Source organism: Cognatundibacterium luofuense (genome assembly GCF_018139685.1).
Classification (GTDB): Bacteria; Pseudomonadota; Gammaproteobacteria; order Burkholderiales; family Burkholderiaceae_D; genus Undibacterium; species Undibacterium luofuense.
On record NZ_JAGSPN010000369.1, the window covers coordinates 1 to 340 of the forward strand.

The following is a 340-nucleotide window of genomic DNA, read 5'->3' on the forward strand; positions in this document are numbered from 1 at the left end:
GTTCGACCAGGACAAAGATGGCCTGCAAGTCATGAAAGACCACTACGTACGTGGCGGCCTGGGTGACAGCGTGGTAAAGGCCCGCCTGGAAGGCATATTGCAAGACATGCTCGCCCCTATCCGTGAACGCCGGGAAGAGTTTGCCAAGGACCGTGGTCAGGTTCTGCAAATGCTCAAAGAAGGCACCATGCGTGCACGTGAAGTGGCGGCAAAAACGACCGATGAAGTGAAGGCAGCAATCGGTCTGAAACACTTCTGACACATTATAAGGCGGACGTGAAGAGCGATCCGCGGGCTTCGCAGCGGGGAATTCCAATGAACGCAGGCACACAGCTTTCTC

General features: G+C 55.6%; 1 pseudogene. It reads left to right on the forward strand.

What is annotated here, in order from left to right:
* Positions 1–259, forward strand: a pseudogene (locus KDM89_RS20815) (tryptophan--tRNA ligase); the annotation flags it as partial.
* Positions 260–340: the final 81 nt, after the last annotated feature.